General features: G+C 61.3%; 11 protein-coding genes. 3 read left to right on the top strand and 8 right to left on the bottom strand.

Translation table 11 applies throughout. The features are described from left to right. Positions 1-84: 84 nt before the first annotated feature. From AC54XV_RS25075 to AC54XV_RS25060, 4 genes are all read right to left on the bottom strand, one after another. Positions 85-672, bottom strand: a complete 588-nt coding sequence (locus AC54XV_RS25075) for a hypothetical protein (RefSeq protein WP_003405196.1) — start codon at positions 670-672, stop codon at positions 85-87. 292 nt (positions 673-964) lie between these two features. Beyond that, entirely contained in the window at positions 965-4,129 is a 3,165-nt protein-coding gene (locus AC54XV_RS25070; protein ID WP_058399495.1) for a CusA/CzcA family heavy metal efflux RND transporter, read from the bottom strand. A gap of 24 nt (positions 4,130-4,153) precedes the next feature. After that, positions 4,154-5,428 (bottom strand): efflux RND transporter periplasmic adaptor subunit, encoded by a 1,275-nt coding sequence (locus tag AC54XV_RS25065; RefSeq protein WP_024641033.1) that lies wholly within the window; start codon positions 5,426-5,428, stop codon positions 4,154-4,156. A 67-nt stretch (positions 5,429-5,495) separates the two neighbouring features. Next, positions 5,496-6,722 (bottom strand): TolC family protein, encoded by a 1,227-nt coding sequence (locus AC54XV_RS25060; protein WP_058399494.1) that lies wholly within the window; start codon positions 6,720-6,722, stop codon positions 5,496-5,498. A 253-nt stretch (positions 6,723-6,975) separates the two neighbouring features. On the opposite strand from AC54XV_RS25060, the gene AC54XV_RS25055 reads away from it, so the two are divergent. From AC54XV_RS25055 to AC54XV_RS25045, 3 genes are all read left to right on the top strand, one after another. Beyond that, entirely contained in the window at positions 6,976-7,650 is a 675-nt protein-coding gene (locus tag AC54XV_RS25055) for a heavy metal response regulator transcription factor (protein WP_003405189.1), read from the top strand. Further along, positions 7,647-9,038, top strand: coding sequence for a heavy metal sensor histidine kinase (locus AC54XV_RS25050; RefSeq protein ID WP_058399493.1), 1,392 nt, complete (start codon positions 7,647-7,649; stop codon positions 9,036-9,038). Before AC54XV_RS25055 ends, AC54XV_RS25050 begins: the two co-directional genes overlap by 4 nt. 114 nt (positions 9,039-9,152) lie before the next feature. Next, positions 9,153-9,554: an MAPEG family protein gene (locus AC54XV_RS25045; RefSeq protein WP_003405186.1), complete on the top strand. Its 402-nt coding sequence runs from the start codon at positions 9,153-9,155 to the stop codon at positions 9,552-9,554. Between the two features lie 46 nt (positions 9,555-9,600). Here AC54XV_RS25045 and AC54XV_RS25040 read toward each other — a convergent pair whose 3' ends face one another. The 4 genes from AC54XV_RS25040 to AC54XV_RS25025 all read right to left on the bottom strand — a co-directional run bounded on the left by AC54XV_RS25040 (position 9,601) and on the right by AC54XV_RS25025 (position 14,894). After that, positions 9,601-10,011 (bottom strand): DUF1090 domain-containing protein, encoded by a 411-nt coding sequence (locus AC54XV_RS25040; protein ID WP_003405184.1) that lies wholly within the window; start codon positions 10,009-10,011, stop codon positions 9,601-9,603. A 40-nt stretch (positions 10,012-10,051) separates the two neighbouring features. After that, a complete protein-coding gene (gene ligB, locus AC54XV_RS25035) occupies positions 10,052-11,737 on the bottom strand; it encodes an NAD-dependent DNA ligase LigB (protein ID WP_058399492.1) in 1,686 nt (561 codons plus the stop codon). A gap of 950 nt (positions 11,738-12,687) precedes the next feature. Beyond that, the gene (metK, locus tag AC54XV_RS25030) at positions 12,688-13,878 is read right to left on the bottom strand and encodes a methionine adenosyltransferase (RefSeq protein ID WP_003372639.1); all 1,191 of its coding nucleotides are present in this window, start codon (positions 13,876-13,878) and stop codon (positions 12,688-12,690) included. A gap of 20 nt (positions 13,879-13,898) precedes the next feature. Beyond that, positions 13,899-14,894 (bottom strand): ArsR/SmtB family transcription factor, encoded by a 996-nt coding sequence (locus AC54XV_RS25025; protein ID WP_003316359.1) that lies wholly within the window; start codon positions 14,892-14,894, stop codon positions 13,899-13,901. Positions 14,895-14,962 lie beyond the last annotated feature (68 nt).

The raw sequence follows: 14,962 nt of genomic DNA, 5'->3' as shown, positions 1-14,962 counted from the left end.
TTGAGGTGCGATCACCTGGGGTGACGCTGATGTTCTGCAACGGATAGTCCATTAAAGCGTGTCCTGTCAGCGATGAAATAGAGTTCAGGGGGCGGTCAGGCCTTCAAGCATGCTGTCGAAATCCAGCAACCAGGTTTTCAGCGCGGGCTTTTCGGAGTCAATCACGCAGCCCACGCTCAGCCATTGGCGTTCGTTGTGATCGGCACATGGCACGATGGAACCGATAAGGCGTCCATGCCGTTCTTCGAGGCCTGCGCGAAAATGAAAATCCAGCGCCAGCGCTGCATTACCCGCCAACAGCGTTTCATAGTGGCGAATGACCTGGATTTCGCCATGCAGTGGCTGCAGCGCCTTGACGGCTTCGGCGAACGCTTCGGCAAGCGTTGCCTCTTCAGGTACATCGCGACGCTGAACGGAGATCACGACAGGCTCTCCACCCACTTGAACGGTGGCTTCAATCGCGTTGCACTGGAAACCTTCCGGAAAGCCGAAGTGGAACCCGCCGAAATTGAAACTGCAGGGCGCGTTGAGCAACGGCTTTGGAACAGGAATGAGCGCTTCGACACGTTCAAGTGCCTGCTGCGCGGCAGCACGTTCGGCTGCCTCACGCGCCAGTGCTTCGTCAGCCAGTCGGCGTTCGGAGATGCGGTCATAAATACTGGTGCGCGTCATATGGCCGGAACCTTGTTCGTCAACATCTACATGTCCTTATGCACGGCGGCCCCAATGACTGCCATTTGCAAGTTGACGATAAGCACTTGCGCGCGTGATTTATATGTCCTGCGGTTACCCGCTTGCCTGGAAATGTCTGAAACCCCTGTGCGAAGAAGGCTACGGACACAGTCTACTGTCGAAGGCTGAATCGTTCGACCTTTTCCCAAATGAAAGTTCACTGTGGGTAGGGCAAAGCTCCAGAAGGCTGTGTGCCGAGCTTTCTGGAGCTTGAGCGGTTGTTTTTTGAACCCTATTTCAACGCCTCAACGGCCTCCTCATCCTCCCGCCGATGCGCCCACTGATACAACGCCGGCAACACCAACAACGTCAGCGCCGTCGACGACAGAATCCCGCCAATCACCACCGTCGCCAGCGGTCGCTGTACTTCGGCGCCAGTCCCGGTGGCGAGGGCCATGGGGATGAAGCCGAGGGAGGCGACGAGTGCGGTCATCAGCACCGGGCGCAGGCGGGTGAGGGCGCCTTCGTTGATGGCGTCGTGCAGCGAGTGGCCTTGTTCGCGCAGGCTGCGGATGAAGGCGATCATCACCAGACCGTTCAGCACCGCTACACCCGACAGGGCGATGAAGCCCACGCCTGCGGAGATCGACAGCGGAATGTCGCGCAGCCACAGGGCCATGACGCCGCCGGTCAGGGCGAACGGGATACCGGTGAAGACCAGCAGGCCGTCCTTGAGGTTGTTGAACATCATGAACAGCAGCGCCAGTACCAGCAGCAGCGCCACCGGCACGACGATCTGCAGGCGTTTGGCGGCCGATTGCAGTTGTTCGAACTGCCCGCCCCAACTGGTCCAGTAGCCGGCCGGGATCTGCACGCCGTTGTCGATAGTGGTGCCCGCTTCTTCGACAAACGAGCCGAGGTCGCGGCCGCGCACGTTGGCGCTGACGATGACCACGCGTTTGCCGTTCTCGCGGCTGATCTGGTTCGGGCCGAGCACCAGGTCGAGGCTGGCGACCTGGGACAGGGCGATGAAGCTGATCTGCTGATTGCCAGCACTGCTGCCTGTAACTGCGGGCACCGGTATAAGCAGGCTGGAAAGCCCGTCCACGTCGGTTCGCAGTTGCTCAGAGAGGCGCACCACCATGTCGAAGCGGCGGTCGCCTTCATACAGCGTGCCCGCCTGACGACCGCCCAGCGCAATGGCGATGGCGTCCTGCACATCAGCCACGTTGAGGCCGTAACGCGCGGCCTTGTCGCGGTCGATGTTGATGGTCAGCACCGGCAGCCCGGTGGTCTGCTCGACTTTGACTTCCGAGGCGCCTGGCACTTTTTGCAGCGTAGAGGCGATTTTTGCGGCAGTCTGGTTCAGCACGCTCATGTCGTCGCCGAACACTTTCACCGCGACGTCACTGCGCACCCCCGAAACCAGTTCGTTGAAGCGCAACTGGATCGGCTGGGACAGTTCGTAATTGCTGCCCGGCACACTGGCTGCGGCCTTTTGCAGGTCGGCGATCAGCGTTTCGCGAGACTTGTCCGGGTCAGGCCAGTCGCTTTGCGGCTTGAGCATTACGTAGCTGTCGGAAATGTTGGGCGGCATCGGGTCGGCGGCGATCTCGGCGGTGCCGGTACGGGCGAACACGCGCTGCACTTCCGGGACTTTTTCGATGATGGCTTTTTCCAGACGCTGCTGCATGTCCACCGACTGGGTCAGGCTGGTCCCGGGCACACGTAATGCCTGCAAGGCGAAGTCGCCTTCGCTCAGGCTCGGGATGAACTCGCTGCCCATGCGGCTGGCGGTGAAGCCGGACAGCACGATCAGCACGAAGGCCATGCCGAACGCTATCGAGCGATGCCCCAGTACCCAGCTCAGGATCGGCGCGTAGCGCTGGCGGGCGGTGCGCATCACAAAGCCTTCTTCTTCCTTGACCTTGCCGGTCACGAACATGGCGATGGCGGCAGGCACGAAGGTCACCGAAAGAATCATGGCGCCGAGCAGGGCGATGACCACGGTGAAGGCCATGGGGTGGAACATTTTGCCTTCCACACCGGTAAGGGCGAAGATCGGCAGGTACACGACCATGATGATCAGCTGACCAAAGATCAGCGGTCGACGGGCTTCTCTGGCGGCGGCGAATACCTCGTGGAAACGCTCGCTGCGGGTCAGCATGCGGCCGTGCTTTTGCTGGGCATGCGCCAGTCTGCGAATGGCGTTTTCGACGATCACCACCGCGCCATCGACAATGATGCCGAAGTCCAGTGCACCCAGGCTCATCAGGTTGGCGCTGACCTTGTTGGTGAACATGCCGGTGAAGGTGAACAGCATGGCCAGCGGAATCACCATGGCGGTGATCAGCGCAGCACGGATGTTGCCGAGGAACAGAAACAGAATCACGATGACCAGAATCGCGCCTTCGATCAGGTTCTTCTTGACCGTCGCGATGGCTTTCTCCACCAGCGTGGTGCGGTCATAAACCGTTACAGCTTCTACGCCCTGTGGCAGGGTGCGGTTGATCTCGGCGAGTTTGGCGGCCACCGCCTGCGAGACCGTCCGGCTGTTTTCACCGATCAGCATGAACACGGTGCCGAGCACCACTTCACGACCATTTTCGGTGGCTGCGCCGGAGCGCATTTCCTTGCCGATGCCGACCTCGGCCACGCTGCTGATTCTGATCGGCGTGCCCTGCACATTGGCGATGACGATGTTGGCGATGTCGTCCACGGTGCCCAGCTGACCCGGTGCGCGAATCAGTAACTGCTCGCCGCCGCGTTCTATATAGCCTGCGCCGACGTTGGCGTTGTTGCGCTCCAGCGCTGCCACCAGATCGTTGAGCGTCAACTTGTAGGCGGCCAGTTTTTTCGGATCAGGCGCGATCTGGTACTGCCTGGCGAAACCGCCGATGGTGTTGATCTCGGCCACGCCCGGCACGTTGCGCAGTTGCGGCTTGATGATCCAGTCCTGAATTACCCGCAGGTCGGTCGGCGTGTACGGCGTGCCGTCCTCTTTCAGCGCGCCCTCACGAGCCTCGACTGTCCACAGGAAGATCTCGCCAAGGCCGGTGGAGATCGGCCCCATCATCGTATCGACGCCTTCCGGCAACTGGTCCTTGGCGATCTGCAGGCGCTCGTTCACCAGTTGGCGGGCGAAGAACAGGTCGGTGCCGTCCTCGAAAATCACCGTGACCTGCGACAGGCCCGAGCGCGACAGCGAGCGCGTCTGTTGCAAACCGGGCAGCCCCGCCATGTTGGTCTCGATGGCGAAGGTGATGCGCTGCTCGGTTTCCAGCGGCGAGAAGCCGGGCGCAGAGGTGTTGATCTGCACCTGTACGTTGGTGATGTCGGGGACCGCATCAATGGGCAGTTTCTGGTAACTGGCGATGCCCAGCCCAGCCATGAGCAATACAGCGAGCATCACGACGATGCGCTGTTCAATCGCGAATTGAATCAACCGTTCAAACATGTGGGTGTACTCGTGGGACGCAGATCAATGGGCGTGCTCGGCGGAGCCTTTGCCCAGCTCCGACTTGAGGATGAAACTGCCGGCGGTGGCCACTTGTGTGCCGGCCGCCAGGCCCTTGACGATTTCCACGTGGCCACCATCGCGGCGGCCAAGTGTCACCGGCGTCAGTTGAAACCCTTCAGCGTTGCGCACGAAGACCGAGGGCTTGTCCTCAACCGACTGAATCGCCGATTCGGGAAGACTGACCGCCACACTGGACTGCTCGGCGGCGACTTCCACCGAGACGAACAGGCCGGGACGCCAGGCGCCCTGCGGGTTGGCCAGCGTCACGCGCACGGCCGCAGCGCGGGTCTGCTCGCCCAGCAGACTGCCGACGTAGCCGACCCGTCCTTCGACCCGGGCATTCAGGTCGGGCGCACTGACGATGACCGGACGACCGACCACCACCTTGTCCAGATCCCTGGGCGCCACGCCGAAGGTGGCCCAGACACGCGACAGGTCGGACAGCGTGAAGGCGTTGCTCGCCTCGCTGACCATCTCGCCGATGCCCAGGTGTTTTTCCACGACTACGGCGTCAAACGGTGCGATCAGCTCGTAGCGGCTTCCCGCTGAAGGGTGGGTGCTGGCACCGATGGCGCTGATCTTCTGCCGCGCGTTGGCGAGGTTGATGTCGGCCTCCTGAAAGTCCTGACGCGCCTGCAAGTAATCCTGCTCGGCCGAGATCCTGTCTTCCCAGAGTTTCTTTTCGCGTTGCAAGGTCAGGCGCGCCAGTTCCTGGCGTCGTTGTGCGGCGTTCAATTCGCTGCGTTGATCGGAAATCTGCTGGCTGGCAATCACCGCCAGTACCTGGCCCTTTTTCACCGCCTGACCCAGATCGACCTTCACCGCTTCGACCACGCCGCTGACCCGCGGCACGACATGCGCAGTGCGGTCTTCATCGAAGCGGATTTCACCGGGGAAGGTCACGGTCGTGCTCATCTGCCGGGGTTCTGCGCTGGCCAGCTCGATGCCTGCCGCCTTGATCTGCTCGGCGGTCAGCTCGATGTGTCCTTCTTCCTCTTCTTCATGGGAAGGCTCGGAGGCTGCGGCATCCGGTTTTTTCGCCTCGTTGCCGTGGCCCTGCTCGTCGGCGTGGCCTGGCTCTTCAGAGTGCCCCTGCTCGGCGTCATGCGCGTGCTCCTCGGCCGATGGCTTGGGTCCGGCTGCGAACGGCAGCATCTGCGGGTTCAGGGTCAGACTGCCCAGACCCATGATGACCACCACCGCCAGCGCGATGGCAATGCTTCGTTTGTTGTTCATGAAGGCTCCCGGCGATCAGGTGCGTGCAGCACCTTTCGATACGCTCGATACAGGCGGAAAAGGAAAGTCAGGGGTTGAGGCTGAAGCGGTTGAGATCACCGTGTATTCGCTCGATGGCGACTCTGGCCTCGGTGGCGGTGGCCAGCGATTCGAGGTACTGGTTGCGCGCCGAAATCAGCGTCCGTTGCGCATCCAGCACTTCCAGAAAACCGAACTTGCCCATCTCGAAACCGCGCGTTGCCGTGTCGACGGCACGTTGCGCGGAGGGCAGGATCACGCGGTCAAAGGACTCGACTTCCTGCGCGGCGGTGGTCCATTGATCGAGGGCGGACTGCGTCTGCGTGCGCAGCTTCAGTTCGACGGCGTTGCGCAGGTCGCGTGACTGGTCGGCACGGCGTGATGCCGCGAGCACGTTGCCTTGATTGCGGTCGAACAGCGGCAGTGGCATCGACAGGCCCACGACGTTGACCCGCTCGCGCTCTTCGCGGCTGTACTGGCTGCCGACGCTGACGGTCAGGTCGGGGATGCGCTTGGCGCGTTCCGACCCCAGCGCGGCTTCGCTTTGCTCGATCTGGGTCTGCGCCAGGCGCAGCTCGGCGGACTGATTGAGGGCGGTCAGTAGCTTTGCGCTCGGTGGCAGCTTGCCCGGCGACAGGTCGCTGTAGTCCAGACGTTCGAAAGAGGCGAGCGGCGAACCAGTGGTGCGCGCCAGCTCGCGCTTGCTGTTGATTTTCAGGGTCTCGGCGCGGCGCACCAGCAGGTCGGTTTCGGCCAGTTGCACCTGGGCGCGTGTGGCTTCCACCGGCGATACCTTACCCGCCCGGACTCGCCCTTCGGCAACCTCAAGGCCGCGTTCGGCCAGTGTCCTGGATTGGCGCGCCAGCTCCAGGCCAGCCTGTGCCCGCGCGGCTGCGTAGAACGCCTGAACCACCTCGGCACGCAGTTCATTGCCGCGGCGCTCCAGCTCCAGACGCGCAGCGTCCTGACCCTTGCTCGCGGCCTCAATGCGCGCCCCGCGTTTGCCGCCCAGTTCCAGTGCCTGGCTGAGCATCACGGTGGTGGTGCTGGTCTCGCGGCGGGTGTCTTCGACTTCCCATGACACTGTCGGGTTGGGAATCAGTCCAGCCTGCTGGCGATCACCCTCGGCAACGCCGATCTCCCACTGGGCTGCGGCCAGTTCCGGGTTACGGGCAAAGGCGGCTTCCAGTGCCTGAGGCAGACTGATGCCCTGGGCCATCGCCATGCCCGGAGCAATGAACGGTAACAACATCAGACAAAGTGCGCCGACTCTCATGCCGGGCTCCCTGCCAACTCTTCGGTACGCCGAATGCGTACGTTGTTCTCCAGATCCATGAAATCACCCCATCAAAGCAAGAATACAAACAGGCACCAAGGCACTGAAGTTGGCTGAGCGGGACTTTATGCAATGGGAGCTATCACAGGGATTGCTGGAAAATTACGATTCTGTTATCTCGCGAGACAGGCGTTTCTTTTCAGTACACTGCACGGCATCGTCATTCACCGTTCATCAAACAGGAAGCCTGGTTATGCGAATCCTTGTAGTAGAGGACGAGCCGAAAACTGCCGAGTACATGCATCAGGGGCTGACCGAAAGCGGCTATGTGGTCGACATCGCCAACACCGGACTCGATGGGCTATATCTCGCGCAGCATCAGGCCTACGACGTCGTGATTCTGGACGTGAACCTGCCGGAGATGGATGGCTGGGAGGTGTTGAGCCGCCTGAGGAAAACCGTCAACACGCGCATCATGATGGTCACTGCACGAGGGCGTCTCGAGGAGAAGGTCAAGGGGCTGGAAATGGGCGCCGATGATTATCTGGTCAAGCCGTTCGAGTTTCCCGAGCTGCTGGCCCGGGTCCGCACCCTCATGCGCCGCAGCGAACAGACCACGACTGCCAAGGTGTTGCAGGTCGGCGACCTGGAGCTCGATCAAGGCCGGCACCGGGCGTTTCGCGGCAAGCAGCGCATCGACCTGACGACCAAGGAGTTCGCGCTGCTGCACCTGTTGATGCGGCACAGCGGCGAGGTCATGTCGCGCACCCAGATCATTTCGCTGGTCTGGGACATGAATTTCGATTGCGATACCAACGTGGTGGAGGTGTCGATCCGCCGTCTGCGCGCGAAGATCGATGATCCGTTCGAGACCAAGCTGATTCACACGCTGCGTGGTGTCGGTTACGTACTGGAAGTGCGTGAATGAAGCTGACCCGTCTCTCGACACGTCTCGGACTGACGGTCGCGGCACTCATCGGGTGTCTGGTGCTGGTCATGGAAATGCTCGCCTATACAGCCATTTCCCGTCAGCTCGATATACGTGCCGAAGACGCTTTGAGCGAGAAGTTCAGGCAGATCGAACACAGCATGAGCGAGGGGTTTCTGGGCGTCGCCGACATCGTCCAGTACCCGCACACGCTGCGTGACCAGATCGTCGGGCATGACAGCTTCTCGCTGACCATTCTCGACTCGGGCAACCCTCGGCAAGAGCTGATGAGCGTTGGTAACGTAGAGGGACGAAATCTGCCGGTTCCCGATGCCGACACGCTGCCGCAAGGCTTTCAGGAACTGAAATCCGCCCAGGGCCACAAGATTTTGCTGGGTTACAGGACCGTGCGCCTCAAGACCGGTCAGGACGTGCTGGTCAGGCTGTCCATGGACAGGGAAAGCGACACCGTGCTGCTGCACGCTTACGTCACATCGACCTGCCTGGCCTTGCCGGTGATTCTGCTGCTGGTCGGCTTTGGCGTCTGGTGGGTGGTGCGTCGCGGGCTCAGGCCGCTGGGGGCGTTCAGGAAAGTCACCGCGCTGATCTCGGCTCGCGACCTGTCTCATCGCATGAAAGTGAAGGGCCTGCCTGACGAATTGCGCGACCTGGCACATGCCGTCAACTTCATGCTGCACAGGCTGGACGGCGATGTGCAGCAACTGGCGCAGTTCTCGGACGACCTCGCGCATGAGTTGCGCTCGCCGATGAACAACCTGATGGGCAGGGCGCAGGTCACGCTGTCCAGACCGCGTCCGGCGGAGGAGTACAAACAGGCCCTGGAGTCCTGCACCGAAGAGCTGGAGCGCATGTCGCGCATGATCAGTCAGATGCTGTTTCTGGCCAGTGTCAGTCAGCCAGCAGCGCCGTTGCCGGTCGAGGTCATCGACCTTCGCGAGGAGGCGGACAAGGTCGCCGAACTGTTTTCCTCTTCGGCGGAGGATCGCGACATCACCTTGCAGGTTCAGGGGCACGCCAGGGCGACCGGTGACCGGCTGATGATTCAGCGAGCGATTTCCAATCTGCTGTCCAACGCCATTCGCCATGGTCTGTCGGGCAGCGTCATTACCGTCACGCTAGCCACGCATGAAGATGAAGTGACACTGGCGGTGCGCAACGCAGGGGATGGTATCGATGCCGAGCACCTGCCACGCCTGTTCGATCGTTTCTATCGGGTGCACGTCAGCCGCGCGCGACAGCAGGGCGGGACCGGGCTCGGTCTGGCGATTGTGCGTTCCATCATGAGCCTGCATGAAGGGCAGGTCACGGTGCGGAGCGAGCCAGGCCAATTCACCACGTTCAGCCTGATCTTTCCTAAACTGGTGTAATGCGTCAGGTCGGTGGTCGTTCTTCAAGAACCTTTCGCTGACCCCCGGCTCATAATGTGTGAGCGGGTATTGCCCGGATGCTTCAGATGAAGCTGAACCTATAAGGATGGACGTATGACAGTTGCTTTCTGGTGCGTGCTGGTCGCGATCCTGCTGCCGATTATCTGTGCCGGTATCGCCAAGTTCGGCAGCGGCAAATTTGGCAGCGGGCACAATCATGACCCGCGTGCCTTTCTCGACAAGCTGGAGGGGTTCCCGCGCCGCGCGCATGCTGCCCAGCTGAACAGCTTTGAAGTGACCCCGGCGTTTGCTGCAGCGGTGATCATTGCGCACATTGCCGGTAACGCGCAGCTGGTGACCATTGACGTGCTGGCGGTGCTGTTTATCACCAGTCGCCTGCTGTACATCATCTTTTACCTGGCTGATCTGGCCGCACTGCGCTCGCTTGTCTGGCTGGTGGGCATGGGCCTGATCATTGCGCTGTTCGGGGTGTCGGCTTTCCCGGCCGTGTCCTGACAGCCGTTTTGCGACGCTGCCGATCATGGGCAGCGTCGCAACCTGATCAATCGTCCGGCTGGACTTTCTCGAGTTCGGTCTGGGCTTCCTGCAATTCCTTGCGCGAATCGGCGAGCTTGTCCTTGCGCTTGTTGATCTTCTCTGGATCGCCCTTTTCCATGGCCTTGTTCAGGTCGGTCTGACGGCGGCTGACTTCCTGCTTGGCGTCGAGCACCTTCTGCTTGCGTTGTTTGATCAATGACGTTTCGGTGCAGTTGGCATTGACCTCGGCGAGTGCCTTTTCAAGGTTGGCCTGCTCCGTTTTGTCACCCTCGGTCTTGGCGTTCTGAATCTTGCTGCTGATTTCCTGGCTTTTGATCTGGCATTCGGACTGCACGGGGGCCTGTGCGTCTGCGAATACGGTTGTGGCGAGCAGCGTGCAACTGGTGAAAAGAATCAGTGGTGATAAAAACTGCATATGAACTCCGTTTGAATACGGACAGAAAAATGAACGTCCGCTACTTAAAACCTGAAATGCTCTGTGCCTGCAATTGCTGGCTCAGTGCCTGTACCTGTGGGTCCTGAAAAAAAGCCCTGAGCCTGGCTGCACGACCAGGACCGATGCCGGGCTCTGCTTGCCATTGCTCGACGCTGCGGCCAGCCAGCTCGTGCCAGTTGTCGGGCAGTCTGGCGCCTCCCGTGGGCGGCAGTCCGATGGCCTTGAGCCATGTCTGAAACGGCCGTTCGCGTGCGGTTTGCAGGCTGTCGAGCAGTTTAGCGCTACTGCGTTCAGCGAAGCCGGGAATGTTAACAAGCTCAGCATGATTCAGGGTCATCCAATCGAGTAAGCCCATGATTTGGCCGTTGTCGATAAGTGCGTTCCAGGTCCCCGGACCAACGCCGGGCAAGGCCAGGCCTTTCTTGCCACTGAGCCATGCCAGTCTGGCGCGGAACTGACTTTCGCAGCCGGGAGTGGCTTGCCAGCAGCTGAGTTCATGAAAGTCGTCAGCTCGCGGGACGATCATGTCAGCGCGTTCGGCAGCACGCGACACCACGCCGTCGAGTCGTGGAATCGTCAGCCCGGCCAGACTCACCGCGATCTGATCGCCAGGCCTGATATCCAGTGTTTGCCAGCGCTGCAGCGAGCCCGTGCTGATGCGGCTGACGGTACGATCATCGAGGCGCACCGGGGTCAGCTCCAGCACCGGCGTAATCCTGCCACTGCGGCCGATCTTGAAGTTGACCTTGCGCACCTCGGCCAGCGCCTGGGCGTAGGGATGTTTCCAGGCGGCAATCCAGTAAGGCGCACTGGCTTGCCAGCGCTGCGCAGGTGGGCGCTGACCCTGGCGCATGATCACGCCGTCCGTGGCGAACGGCAGGGGATTGCGATACCAATGTTCGCGCCATCGGGCGGCCTGGGCGTAGTTTTCCAGTGGATGCGTATAGGCCGCGCTGTCCTCAAAGCCCATGGCTTGCAGGCCCGCGAGTCGTTGCGCCATATCGGCAGGCCCGTTCGGCCAGTCCCAGACGAACAGCCCGATAGCGTCGGCCTGCTGCGGGCTGATCGTCTGTCTTGCCAGCAGTCCCGCGACCTTGCTGCGCGCGTTGACGCTGCCGGATGCGGCCTGAATATGATCGTCCAGCTGCCAGTACAGCTCGCCTTGCAGGATTGGGGATTCAGCCTGGGGCAGTTGTTGAGCAATGGCCTTGATCAGGCGCGCCTGCGAGGTCCAGTCCTGCCCCTTGCGCCCGTCACCACGACTGATCGCCTGCACAAGCCGGCCCTTTTCGTAGACCAGCGTGACGGCTACGCCATCGACCTTGGGTTGAATCCACAGATCGTTGCGGCCCTTGAGCCAGTCCTTGACGCTGCCTTCGTCGGCCAGCTTGTTGACGCCCGTGTGCGGAACGGGATGAGGCAACGGGCCGACTGCTGTCTTTAGCGGATCGGACTCGGGAATGGAAACGGCAAAGCACGAGCGCCACAGGCTCAGCTTCTGCCGCGCCTGATCGTAGAGCTCATCCGCGATTTGCGAAATGCCCTGCCGGTGGTAGCTGTCGTCCCACTCGGCAATCTGCTGTTGCAAGGCGGTGACCTCACTGCGCGCCTTGGCTGCTGGCCAGTCAGGGCATTGGCTGGCATGGCCGAGGCCGGGCAGAACAAACACAAGAGCGCACGTCATCAGGCGAACGGTAGGCAGCATCGAAGCATCCTTGCTTTAGGAATGGGCCCGATGAGGCTAGTCGTCGTCGCGTGGTGAAGGCGTGGGGCTTGGTTACCGGGTTTTGCGATTGCGCAGGCCGGCATGTCCACGCAGAGTAATCAGTGACTGCACCGGCGTCTTCGTGAGCAAGCTCACACGCCCTTCGGGCAGAAGCGCAGCGCATCGGGCACGATAGTCGAGGTTATCGTTCCTCACGCTCCAGCGTGGGAACGCAGTTCTCGACGCTCTGCGTCGTCAAGAGGACGCGGAGCGTCCAGAAAGGCATGCGACGCAGAGCGCCGCACGATAGTCGCGCCTGCACCTGCCCCTTCGTGAGCAAGCTCCCACGCCCTTCGGGCAGAAGCGCAGAGCATCGGGCACGATAGTTGAAGTTATCGTTCCTCACGCTCCAGCGTAGGAACGCAGTTTTCGACGCTCTGCGTCGTCAAGAGGACGCGGAGCGTCCAGAAAGGCATGCGACGCAGAGCGCCGCACGATAGTCGCGCCTGCACCGGCGTCTTCGTGAGCAAGCTCCCACGCCCTTCGGGCAGAAGCGCAGCGCATCGGGCACGATAGTTGAGGTTATCGTTCCTCACGCTCCAGCGTGGGAACGCAGTTTTCGACGCTCTGCGTCGTCAAGAGGACGCGGAGCGTCCAGAAAGGCATGCGACGCAGAGCGCCGCACGATAGTCGCGCCTGCACCTGCCCCTTCGTGAGCAAGCTCACTCCCACAAGATTTGCGTATAACGGTGAGTGCGGAGCATGAGCACGATAGTGTTCTCCCGGCTGGCTCTCGTTCCTCACGCTCCAGCGTGGGAATGCCTTGGGTGACGCTCTGCGTCACAAGTCTGCGGCGCGCCGCATTTTCTTGATCGGACTCGGAGCGTCCATATCTCCAGACGAAAAAAAGCCCCGAAACGACCAGGTCGTCCGGGGCTTTTTTCTGGGTTTTACAGACCGGCAGCTGCGCGCAGGGCGTCGGCGCGGTCGGTTTTTTCCCAGGTGAAGGCGGTGAAGGTGTCATCGCCAACGGTCATTTCGACCGGGATACGACCGAAGTGGCCGTAGGCTGCAGTGGCCTGGTACATCGGGTGCAGCAGGTCGAGCATGGTGGTGATTGCGTAAGGACGCAGGTCGAAGTTGTCGCGGACCAGCTTGATGATCTTGTCATCGGACAGCTTGCCGGTGCCGAACGTGTTCAGCGAGATCGAAGTCGGTTGAGCGACGCCGATGGCGTAGGACACCTGAATCTCGCAACGCTCGGCCAGGCCGGCAGCGACGATGTTCTTGGCGACGTAGCGACCGGCGTAGGCAGCCGAACGGTCAACCTTCGATGGGTCCTTGCCGGAGAAAGCACCGCCGCCGTGACGGGCCATGCCGCCGTAGGTGTCGACGATGATCTTGCGGCCGGTCAGACCGCAGTCGCCTACCGGGCCACCGATGATGAAGTTGCCGGTCGGGTTGATGTGGAACTGGGTGTCCTTGTGCAGCAGGTGCGCAGGGATGACGTGCTTGACGATCAGCTCCATCACGCCTTCGCGCAGGTCCTTGTACGACACATCCGGGTTGTGCTGAGTCGACAGTACGATGGCGTCGACGCCGACCACCTTGCCGTTTTCGTAACGGCAGGTCACCTGGGATTTGGCATCCGGGCGCAGCCACGGCAGCAGGCCGGATTTACGCGCTTCGGCCTGACGCTGCACCAGCTGGTGGGAGAAGGTGATCGGCGCTGGCATCAGCACGTCAGTCTCGTTGCTGGCATAGCCGAACATCAGGCCCTGGTCGCCAGCGCCCTGATCTTCTGGCTTGCTGCGGTCAACGCCTTGGGCGATGTCTACCGACTGCTTGCCGATGATGTTCATCACGCCGCAGGTCGCGCCGTCGAAACCTACGTCGGAGCTGTTGTAGCCGATGTCGAGGATGACGTTACGCACGATGTCTTCCAGATCGACCCAGGCCGAAGTCGACACTTCGCCAGCGATGATCGCCACACCGGTCTTGACCAGTGTTTCGCACGCTACACGGGCGTATTTGTCTTCAGCGATGATGGCGTCCAGAACCGCGTCGGAAATCTGGTCGGCGATCTTGTCCGGATGCCCTTCGGACACGGACTCGGAGGTGAAAAGTGAGTATTCGCTCATCTCTACGGGTTTCCTTCATTTTACCGATGGTGAGTGTCGCCAGCCGGTCGCTGAAAATGGCGAACCTGGATCTGGAAACCATTACGTAAGCCTACATAGAGGCTTTCCCCGGGAACTAGCCCCGCAGCGATGGCCCAACGGGCCAGGTCTTCCTGCTCGAAACCTAACCAGAGATCGCCACAGGCCTCCCTGGCCCAACTCTGGTCATGACTACACAATTCTGTTACCAGCAGGCTACCGCCGGGTTTTACATGTTCGGCCAGTTGCCTCAAGGCTTCGGCCGGTACCGCGAAATGATGCAGCACCATGTTGAGGACGACGCAATCGGCACTGACTTTAGCGTCGGTCAGTGCATCGGCCAGTCTGAGCTCAACGTTAGCCAGTGCCTTGCGCTCGCAGACGCCGCGTGCCAGGTCCAGCATGACCGGGCTGTTGTCCATCGCGATCACCTGACCGAAGCGTCGCGCCAGCTCAGGAAGGAAGCCGCCGTCGCCGGGGCCTACTTCCAGAGCGGTCGCTTGCGCGCCGAAGCTCAGTTTGTCGAGCAAGGTCAGCAGGCTTTCGCTGTACTGCGCCAAACCGGCGATCAGGTCCTGCTGGGCGCGAAACTTTTCTGCGGTGCGGGCGAAAAAATCCTGACTGGCCAATGCCCGTTGCCGATGCACCAGGCCGATACGGCTTTGTACGTCGTCCGGCAAGTCCAGCGTATCCACTTCATCGAGCAGCGCCGCATGCAGCCTGCCACCCGGTAATTCGGTGTGGGGCAGGGCGCGGCGGTAGAAAATCGCGTTGCCTTCACGCCGTGTCGCGACCAGATCAGCCTGCGCCAGCACCTTGAGGTGGTGGCTCATGCCGGACTGGCCGATGGCGAAAATCTGCGCCAGTTCCAGTACGCCGAACGAGTCGTTGGTCAGCACACGCAGCACGTTCAGCCGCAAGGGATCGCCGCCGGCCTTGCACAATGCAGAGAGGTCGTCGCATGCATCGTGGCGAATGGCAGGTACACGCAGGTTCATAGCTGCGCAGTCTAGAGAGCGATCCGGAGTGTCGCAAGGGCAATATCAAAAAGTTTTGATATTGCGGG

The sequence above is a fragment of the Pseudomonas fragariae (ex Marin et al. 2024) genome, from assembly GCF_059621105.1.
The sequence above is the reverse complement of the archived record's forward strand: the minus strand, read 5'-3'. Positions and strand labels throughout refer to the sequence as shown.